Genomic DNA, 767 nt, shown 5'->3' with positions numbered 1-767 from the left:
TTCGGTCGCAGCATCCATACCGGCTACAAATGCAGATACCTCACCGAATGTGGTCAATCCGTAGAGATGAGGGCGCCTACGCACGTCAGCAAGCCGATCACGGAGATCCACGGCGTTACCTGCTACCTGGGAGCTGGACTGAAAACCAGGTCGTCACCGTACTCGAAATGCGATCGATATTTATCAATCGGCTCGCCCCGTCTTCCAGTTGTCGCATCGAACACCCGACCATCCTTGACCACGACATCATGGTAGTTCCACCCACTGTCAATGCCGCGATACTTTCCAAGTTGTGGCGCGCCATACCTATCAGTGATCCGCATAATGTCGCCGCCAATTATCGACTGTATGTGGTCAGCCACTTTCTCGCATCCACCCGTTCCGCAAACCTGCGATGCAGGCTTCGGTTTCCACGACTCTCCAAGGTCCGGGCAGTTGCTGTTGTGCACCAGAACCGGCGCCTCACCAGCCACCACATAATACGTATGCACCCCCGAAACCGTCAGATCATGCGTGCGCTGAAGCTCGCTGAAATGACGGGTTGAGGCCACCTTCACCGTGGTGCCATCCGGCGTACGCAGGCTCATGCCGGCCTTGAGGTCGCCCGCGTCCACCCAGGAGTCGGTGTCCTCCACCCAGAAGGGGTGCGTGACCGTGGCGATCAGGGAATCCTTCTCACCCTCCGGCCCCGCCACCTTCAGGTCAACGAACTCCTTGTCGTCCTCCGTGACGATCGTGCCGACCACCTCGCGAGGTGCGGTCTCGCC

General features: G+C 58.9%; 1 protein-coding gene. It reads right to left on the bottom strand.

Going from position 1 to position 767, the window contains the following annotated elements; genetic code table 11:
* Positions 1-122: 122 nt before the first annotated feature.
* On the bottom strand, positions 123-767 hold a 645-nt coding region (locus KUM32_RS41830), incomplete at its 5' end, for a polymorphic toxin-type HINT domain-containing protein (RefSeq protein ID WP_217146844.1).

The sequence above is a fragment of the Streptomyces sp. AC627_RSS907 genome, from assembly GCF_019049165.1.
The sequence above is the reverse complement of the archived record's forward strand: the minus strand, read 5'-3'. Positions and strand labels throughout refer to the sequence as shown.